Consider the following 8,550-nt stretch of genomic DNA (forward strand, 5'->3'; position numbering starts at 1 on the left):
GGAACCGCCCATGACCGCTCTGCCCGTCTCCGCTGTCCGGGACTACCTCACCGGCTTGCAGGCCCGCATCGTGGGCGCGCTGGAAGCGGCCGAAGGCGGCCCCTTCCGCGCCGACGAATGGGTGCGGCCCGAGGGCGGCGGCGGTCTGTCGCGCCTGCTCGAAGGCGGCCAGCTCTTCGAACGCGCCGGCGTGCTGTTCAGCCACGTCAAGGGTTCCAAGCTGCCGCCATCGGCCAGCGCGCACCGCCCGGAACTTGCCGGCCGCTCATGGGAAGCCATGGGCGTGTCCATGGTGCTGCACCCGCGCAATCCGTACGTGCCCACCACGCACATGAACGTGCGCATGTTCGTCGCGGCCGCGCGGCCCGGCCATGACGAGGCCGACGTCTTCTGGTTCGGCGGCGGCATCGACCTCACCCCGTACTATCCCTTCGAAGAAGACGCCCGCCACTTCCACACGGTGTGCCGGGACGCGCTGGCGGTCCATGGGCCCGATTACTATCCGCGCTACAAGCGCTGGTGCGACGAATACTTCTTCCTCAAGCATCGCGACGAAACCCGCGGCATCGGCGGCGTCTTCTTCGACGACCTGAACGCCCCCGGCTTCGACGCGTCTTTTGCCCTGACCCGTTCAGTCGGCGACGCATTCCTGGACAGCTACCTGCCCATCGTCGACAAGCGCCGCGGCATCGCCTACACCGAACGCGAGCGCGATTTCCAGGCCTACCGCCGCGGCCGCTACGTCGAATTCAACCTGGTCTTCGACCGCGGCACGCTCTTCGGCCTGCAATCCGGGGGCCGCACCGAATCGATCCTGCTGTCCATGCCGCCGCTCGCGCAATGGCGCTACGACTGGCAGCCTGAAGCCGGCACCCCCGAGGCCGAACTGGCCGCCTATCTCAAACCGCGGGACTGGGTTTGAAACGCATCGGCCTCTTCGGCGGCAGCTTCGACCCCGTTCACGTCGCCCACATCGCGCTGGCGCAGAATGCCCTGCAGTCGCTGGGGTTAGACCAGGTGCAGCTCATCCCCGCCGCCAACCCCTGGCAGCGCGCTGCGCTGAACGCCACCGCCGAACATCGCCTTGCGATGCTGGAACTGGCCATCGCCGGCCATCCCGGACTGGCGGTCAACCCCATTGAAATCGAGCGGGGCGGCGCCACCTACACCATCGACACGCTGCGCGCCCTGCCGCAGGACGCGCGCTATGCATGGCTGCTGGGGGCCGACCAGCTCGCCAATTTCTGCACCTGGCGCAACTGGCGCGACATTTCCAGCCTGGTCGACCTGGCCGTGGCCACCCGCCCCGGCACGCCCCTAAGCGCACCGCCGGAACTTGCGCAATGGCTAGAGGACCAGGGCCGCACGCTGCAAGAATTGCCTTTTCCGCCCATGCCGGTGTCGGCTTCCGAAATCCGCCAGCGCCTGGCGCAGGGCGAATCCACCGACGGACTGCTCGACGCGTCCGTCGCCGCCTATATTGCGGCGCACAAACTCTACCGATAAACCCTTCCCGCCCGGCGCTGCCGGTCAGCCGCCGCTGCCCTCGAGCGGGTTATATTTGCACCTATGGATATACAGAAACTCCAACGCGCCGTCATCGACGCCCTCGAAGACGTCAAGGCGCAAGACATCAAGGTCTTCAGCACCACGCATCTGACCAGCCTGTTCGATCGCGTCGTGATTGCAAGCGCCACCTCCAACCGGCAGACCCGCGCGCTGGCGTCCAGCGTCGCTGATCGCGGCCGCGCCATGTCGCTTACCGGCATCACCATCGAAGGCGAGGACACCGGTGAATGGGTCGTCGTCGACCTTGGCGATGTCGTCGTGCACATCATGCAGCCGGCCATTCGCCAGTATTACAACCTCGAAGAAATCTGGGGCGGCAAGCCGGTGCGCGTGAAGCTCCTGCCCGAATCGACCCGCGTCGCGCCTGTCCCCAGCGACAGCGGCAGCGGTTACGACGACACCGAAGACTGATCACGCCGTGAAGCTGATCGTCGTCGCGGTGGGCACGCGGATGCCGGACTGGGTGCAGACCGCCTGGGACGACTACGCCAAGCGCCTGCCGGCCGACTGCGCCCTTGAACTGCGCGAGATCAAGCCCGAACCCCGCACCACAGGCAAGACCCCGGCCCAGATGATGGCGGCCGAGGCCAAGCGCATTGAGGCCGCCCTGCCCGCCAATGTGCTGCGCCTGGCCCTGGACGAACGCGGCCGCGACCTCACCACGATGGCGCTGTCGCAAAAACTCGAACAGTGGCGCGCGGGCGGGCAGGATGTCGCGTTTCTTGTCGGCGGCCCCGACGGCCTGGATCCCGCCCTCAAGGCATCCGCCAGCGGCCAGTTGCGCCTGTCGTCCCTCACGTTGCCCCACCCCATGGTGCGCGTGGTCCTGGCCGAACAGCTTTACCGCGCCTGGGCCATCATGACCAACCATCCCTACCACCGCGCGTGACCGCCGCCCGGCGGCGCCTGCCCTGCTGCGCATGACCGACACCGCCACTCTCTCCCGTTCCTCCCCGCGCCTCTATCTCGCCTCCGCCAGCCCGCGCCGACGCGAATTGCTGAATCAGATCGGCCTCGCGCACGAGGTCCTGCTCGTTCCGGCCCCGCCCGGCGAGGACGAACCGCAGCATCCGGGCGAAAGCGCCGCTGATTACGTGCAGCGCACCGCCCGGGACAAGGCCCTGCGCGGCCGCGACTGGATGCGCGCGCACGCCATGCCCGTCCTGCCCTTGCTTGCCGCCGACACCACCGTCATCCTGGCGGGCGAGGTCCTGGGCAAGCCGGCGGACCGCGACGACGCGATCCGTATCCTGCGAGCGCTGTCCGGCGCCTCGCACGAAGTCCATACCGCCGTCGCGGTCTGCAGCGGCGACCGGCTGCTGGAAGCCGTCTCCATCACCGAAGTCCACATGCGCGCCTTGCAAGAAGACGAAATCAGCCGCTATTGCGACAGCGGCGAACCCTTCGGCAAGGCGGGCGCGTATGGCATTCAAGGCCTGGCGGGCACATTCGTCTCGCGCATCGCCGGCAGCTACACCGGCGTAATGGGCCTGCCGCTCTTCGAAACCGCCAACCTGCTCCGCGAGGCCGGCATCCAGGTGCCCTGACACAAATCCAGCCCGAAAAAAATCCCCCGCGCCGCATGGCTTTTGGGGGATTTTTTTTGACCGGCACGCGATTCGGCGCAGGCCATGTTTCATTCGCCGCCGGGCACGCGCGGCGAAGAAGTTCAGCTCTGGCGGGCAGGTTCGCCGATGGCGACTTGCGGCTGCGATTGCGTCTGCGCCGCCGCGGGCGTGCCTGCGCTGTCCAGCGTGGCATGCAGTTGCTCCTGATCGAGCTCGCCTTCCCAGCGCGCGACGACCACGGTGGCGGTCGCGTTGCCGACCAGGTTGGTCAGGGCGCGGCATTCCGACATGAAGCGATCCACACCCAGGATCAGCGCCATGCCGGCGACCGGCACCGAAGGCACCACAGACAGCGTGGCCGCCAGCGTGATGAAACCCGCGCCGGTCACGCCGGCCGCGCCCTTCGAGCTCAGCATCGCCACGAGCAGCAGCAGGATCTGATCCCCCAGCGACAGCGGAATGTCGCAGGCCTGCGCAATGAACAGCGCGGCCATCGTCATGTAGATGTTGGTGCCGTCCAGGTTGAACGAGTAACCGGTAGGCACCACCAGGCCGACCACCGACTTCGAGCAGCCAGCGCGTTCCATCTTCTGCATCAACGTCGGCAGAGCGGCTTCCGACGAGCTCGTGCCCAGCACCAGCAGCAGTTCTTCGCGGATGTAGCGGACCAGCTTGAAGATCGAGAAGCCGTTGTAGCGGGCAACCAGGCCCAGCACGACCACCACGAACAGCACCGACGTCGCGTAGAACGTGCCCACCAGCATCGCCAGGTTCACGACCGACTTGATGCCGTATTTGCCGATGGTGAACGCCATCGCGCCAAAGGCGCCGATGGGCGCGGCCTTCATCAGGATCGCCACCATCTTGAAGATGGGCTGCGCCAGCGCCGTCATGAAATTCAGGATCGGTTTGCCGCGCTCGCCGACCATGGCGAGCGAAATGCCGAACAGCACCGCCACGAACAGCACCTGCAGGATGTCGCCACCGACGAACGGGCTGAAGATGGTCGTGGGAATGACGTTCATCAGGAAGCCGGTGATCGTCGAATCATGCGCCTTGGCGACATATCCGGATACGGCCTTCTGATCCAGCGTGGTCGGGTCGATGTGCATGCCGGCGCCGGGCTGCACGATATGGCTGACCACCATGCCGACGACCAACGCCAACGTCGAGAACACCAGGAAATACAGCATGGCCTTACCGGCCACGCGCCCGACCTTCTTCAGGTCGCTCATGGCGGCAATGCCGGTTGCCACGGTCAGGAAGATGACCGGCGCAATGATCATCTTCACCAGCTTGATGAAGGCGTCGCCCAGCGGTTGCATCTGCTGGCCGAGTTCCGGCTTGAATGCGCCAAGCAAGATGCCCACCACGATGGCGAAGATCACCTGCACGTACAGGATTTGATAGAACTTGAGCTTGCGCGCGGGCGCGCTTTGATCCACTTCGATCATTGGGATTGTCCCCACCAGGGCCCCTTGCTCCGCGCAGCGTGGCGCGTGCGACGTCGGGGCGTTATCTGTTTTATGGCCATGCGATCCTGCCGCCGGCCGATTTCACCGCGGGGGTGTGCCGCGCGGCTTGCCGGTATAAACGCAATACCCATGCCAAGTCAGGCGGCCCCGCAACAATTCAGATAAAGCATTGAAAAATATAGGATTTCGCAATCGCTGCTTGTCCACCGAGAAGCATTAATAGGCGAATCTCCGCACAGAAACCCGCTAAAATGTGCGGAAAACCGCACACCATGAACGGCCCCTCTTCCTCACCCCTCCCCCCGCCCACCTCTTCCCGCGCCTGGTCCTGGCCATGGCGCGTGGGGCTGACACTGCTGGCCGTCGGCATCGTCGCGATCACGCTGCACGCGGCCACCCAGTGGGCGCGCGACGGGGCGCTGCGCGAGGCCGCCCTCCAGGCCCGCAGCACCGGCCAGATCAACGCCGCGCTGCTGCGCAACAACCTCGACAAATTCCGGGCGCTGCCCTTTGTGCTGACCCAGGACGTCGACCTGCGTGCAGCGCTTCAAGGGGCCAGTTCAAGGCAGATCGAGGCGTTGGACGAAAAGCTCGAAGCGCTCAGCCGCGGCGTCGGCGCCTCCGCCATCTACGTGCTCGACAAAAAAGGCCTGGCGATCGCCGCCAGCAATTGGCGCGAACCGGCCACCTTCGTCGGCGTCGATTACGAATTCCGCCCCTACTTCCAGGGATCGGTCCTGCACGGCTCGGCCGAACACTTCGCACTGGGCACGGTCAGCCACGAAGCGGGCCTGTACCTGTCGCGGCGTGTGGACGACGCGCAGGGCGCAATGCTGGGCGTGGTGGTCTTGAAGGTCGACTTCCGGGACCTGGAGGCCGATTGGCGCCAAGCCAACGCCGTCATCTTCGTGACCGACGAACATGGGGTGGTGTTGCTGGGCAATATTCCAGACTGGCGCTTCAGGGTGCTGGCGCCGCTGTCGGCCGCGCTGGCAGAGACGCTGCGCACCAGCCTGCAGTTTGGCGACGCAAAATTCCAACCGCTTCCCGTCACACCGCCCCTGCAACCGGCCAGCAACGGCCAACTCATCCGCACCGACGACGCGCTGCCCCGCGCCGCCGCCGGCGCTCCGCTGCTGCACACCACCCTGCCGGTCATCGAATCGCCCGGCTGGACGCTGCACCAGCTATCCCCGGTGCAGGCGGCCATGAATCAGGCCAGCGCCAATGCCCAACTCGGCGCATTACTTACGCAGAGCGTGCTCGCCGCGCTGATCGGCGTGGTGCTGTACCGCCGTCATCGCAACCAGGAACGCGCCGAGCAACAGGCCGCGATTCAACAACAGCTCGCAGCGCTGGTGGACGAGCGCACAGCGCAGCTGCGAGACGTGAACGCCAAGCTCGTCGACGAAATGGACGAACGCCAAAGCGCCGAATCCCAGCTTCACACCATGAAGGACGAACTGGTCCAAGCCAGCAAGCTGGCATTGCTGGGCCAGGTCGCGGCTGGCGTCGCGCACGAGGTCAACCAGCCCGTCGCAGCCATCCGCGCCTACGCCGACAACGCCGCCGAGTTTCTGCGACGCCGCGACGAAAGCGCCGTCCAGGAGAACCTGGGTACCATCGCCGCACTGACCGATCGAATCGGCCACATCACCGGCGAGCTTCGCGCCTTTTCGCGCAAGGCAGGTGCAACAGTCGGCCCAACCGACCTGATGGAAGCTCTGGAAGGGGCGATTCTCCTCGTGGGTCCCCGCGCCCGCCGCCAAGGCGTCACGCTGCAAAGCCCGCCTCGCAACCAGAACTGCCACGTCCTGGCCAATCGCGTTCGGTTGGAGCAGGTTTTGGTCAATCTGCTGCAGAACGGGCTCGAGGCGCTGGAAGGCGCCCAGAACGGGCGAATCATCATCGCCTTGCAAGACCTCGGCGACACCGTGCAGCTGCAGGTTCACGACAACGGCCCCGGCCTGTCCGACCAAGCCCGCGCCCACCTCTTCACCCCCTTTCACACGACCAAGCCGGACGGCATGGGCCTGGGCCTCGTCATCAGCCGCGACATCGTCACAGAGTTCGGCGGCGAACTACGCGCCGCCCGCCCAGGCGATGCCAGCTTGCCGTCCCCTCATGCGCCCGCGACCGGCGCCTTGTTCATTCTGACCCTGCGCAAAGCGCCGGATCAAACTCACACCCCGAGCACTCACCATGACGCGTGCCCCTGATCCTCAATCCCCCGGCGCCGAGCCCCAACTGCCGCAAAATCCGCAAATGCCCGTAATACAGCAAAGGTCGCGGACGTGACGGACGACCGCATGCAACGGCCCGTCGCGCCCCACGCCGTGTTCATTGACGACGACGACGAACTGCGCCGCGCGGCCCAGCAAACGCTGAAGCTTCACGGCATCTCGGTCGAGGCGCACGCCAACGCGCGTGCTGCGTTGCCGGCCCTGGACCGGAATTTCGACGGCGTAGTGGTCACGGATATCCGCATGCCTGATATCGACGGCCTCGAGCTTTTCCAGCGGCTACGCGCCATCGACCCTGACATTCCAGTCATCCTGATTACAGGCCACGGCGACATCGCCACAGCAGTTCAATGCATGCGGGAAGGTGCGTACGACTTCCTGTCAAAGCCCTATCCGGCCGATCGCCTGGTAGCCGCCATCAGTCATGCCGCCGAAAAACGGCGCCTCGTTCTCGAAAACCGTCGTCTGCGCGAAGCCGCCTTCACCGTCGAAGCCGACGAAGTGCCGTTCATCGGCACCACGCCCGCCATGCAGCGCATCAAGCAAACGCTGCGCCACATTGCAGACGCCGACGTCGATGTACTCGTTGAAGGTGAAACGGGCACCGGCAAGGAAGTCGTCGCAACCGCACTGCACCGCCTGAGCCGCCGCCGGCACCGTGCGCTGGTCGCCATCAATTGCGGCGCCTTGCCCGAAAGTGTCATCGAAAGCGAGCTCTTCGGTCACGAGCCTGGCGCTTTCACGGGCGCCCAAAAGAAACGCATCGGCCGCATCGAACATGCCAGCGGCGGCACCCTGTTTCTCGATGAAATCGAAAGCATGCCGCTCGCCGTCCAGGTCAAACTGCTGCGCGTGCTCGAATCACGCCAGATCACTCCGCTCGGCAGCAACGAAGTCCGCAATCTCGACCTGCGCGTAGTCGCCGCCACAAAAGAAGATCTGGGTAGCCCCGCCATACGCGCCAAGTTCCGCGAAGATCTGTTCTACCGCCTCAACGTCGTCACGATCCGCCTTCCACCGTTGCGGGAACGCCGTGAAGACATCCCGCTACTCTTCGCCCACTACCTCGGCCACGCCTCACGCCGTTTCCAGCGCGACATCCCCGACATGCCCGCCTCGATCCGCCAACACCTGATGACGCACGACTGGCCCGGCAACGTTCGTGAACTCGCGCACTTCGCAGAACGTTTCGTGCTTGGGGTTCTCAATAGCTCCGCACCTGAGCCTGTCCAACCGCAAGGGGGCGCCCTCAGCCTTCCGGAACGCATGGAGCAGATCGAAGCGCAAATCATCCGCGACGCCCTCACCGCCCACCGCGGCGACATCAAGGCCACGCTCGACGCGCTAGGCATTCCGCGCAAGACGTTCTACGACAAACTTCAACGCCACGGCATCGACCGCCAGGATTACGTCGGCGGATCCCGTAGCCCTCTCTAAAGCAGCCAAGTCGAGAATCCTCTGCTGCGCAGGCCATCCCCCGCTCAACAAAACAAAAACCCCTCGCGGCGCCAGCCGCGAGGGGTTTCTTAATTAAAGCGATATACCAAGGAGGTTTTGAGGCCAGCAGCGCGTAGCCGCGCCCCGCGCCGACGTAGTAGCGCCCCGCGCCCGACCTGCTTCTGTTGTCAGGCATAGGCACCGCTCGCCACGCGCCAGCAAGCTGGGCACTCATTCCCGACGCCACAAAGACAAAAC

At 65.4% G+C, this 8,550-nt stretch carries 8 protein-coding genes; 7 read left to right on the plus strand and 1 reads right to left on the minus strand.

The window, feature by feature from the left end; genetic code table 11:
• Nucleotides 1-10: 10 nt before the first annotated feature.
• From hemF to B2W22_RS00580, 5 genes are all read left to right on the plus strand, one after another.
• A complete protein-coding gene (gene hemF, locus B2W22_RS00560; RefSeq protein ID WP_286935903.1) occupies nucleotides 11-922 on the plus strand; it encodes an oxygen-dependent coproporphyrinogen oxidase in 912 nt (303 codons plus the stop codon).
• On the plus strand, nucleotides 919-1,506 hold the full coding sequence (gene nadD / locus B2W22_RS00565; RefSeq protein ID WP_175139271.1) for a nicotinate (nicotinamide) nucleotide adenylyltransferase: 588 nt from the start codon (nucleotides 919-921) through the stop codon (nucleotides 1,504-1,506). Before hemF ends, nadD begins: the two co-directional genes overlap by 4 nt.
• A 63-nt stretch (nucleotides 1,507-1,569) precedes the next feature.
• A complete protein-coding gene (rsfS, locus tag B2W22_RS00570; protein WP_191577071.1) occupies nucleotides 1,570-1,980 on the plus strand; it encodes a ribosome silencing factor in 411 nt (136 codons plus the stop codon).
• A 7-nt stretch (nucleotides 1,981-1,987) separates the two neighbouring features.
• Nucleotides 1,988-2,458, plus strand: a complete 471-nt coding sequence (gene rlmH / locus B2W22_RS00575) for a 23S rRNA (pseudouridine(1915)-N(3))-methyltransferase RlmH (protein WP_175139272.1) — start codon at nucleotides 1,988-1,990, stop codon at nucleotides 2,456-2,458.
• A 31-nt stretch (nucleotides 2,459-2,489) separates the two neighbouring features.
• The gene (locus B2W22_RS00580) at nucleotides 2,490-3,116 is read left to right on the plus strand and encodes a Maf family protein (protein ID WP_175125084.1); all 627 of its coding nucleotides are present in this window, start codon (nucleotides 2,490-2,492) and stop codon (nucleotides 3,114-3,116) included.
• 122 nt (nucleotides 3,117-3,238) lie between these two features.
• Here B2W22_RS00580 and B2W22_RS00585 read toward each other — a convergent pair whose 3' ends face one another.
• Nucleotides 3,239-4,591, minus strand: coding sequence for a dicarboxylate/amino acid:cation symporter (locus B2W22_RS00585; RefSeq protein WP_175125085.1), 1,353 nt, complete (start codon nucleotides 4,589-4,591; stop codon nucleotides 3,239-3,241).
• Nucleotides 4,592-4,884: 293 nt separating this feature from the next.
• Here B2W22_RS00585 and B2W22_RS00590 point away from each other — a divergent pair, with 293 nt between their 5' ends.
• Nucleotides 4,885-6,831, plus strand: coding sequence for a sensor histidine kinase (locus B2W22_RS00590; protein WP_286935904.1), 1,947 nt, complete (start codon nucleotides 4,885-4,887; stop codon nucleotides 6,829-6,831).
• Nucleotides 6,832-6,921: 90 nt separating this feature from the next.
• Nucleotides 6,922-8,292, plus strand: coding sequence for a sigma-54-dependent transcriptional regulator (locus B2W22_RS00595; RefSeq protein WP_286935905.1), 1,371 nt, complete (start codon nucleotides 6,922-6,924; stop codon nucleotides 8,290-8,292).
• Nucleotides 8,293-8,550 lie beyond the last annotated feature (258 nt).

This window comes from Achromobacter sp. UBA4530, assembly GCF_002388205.1.
Taxonomy (GTDB): domain Bacteria; phylum Pseudomonadota; class Gammaproteobacteria; order Burkholderiales; family Burkholderiaceae_B; genus Achromobacter; species Achromobacter animicus.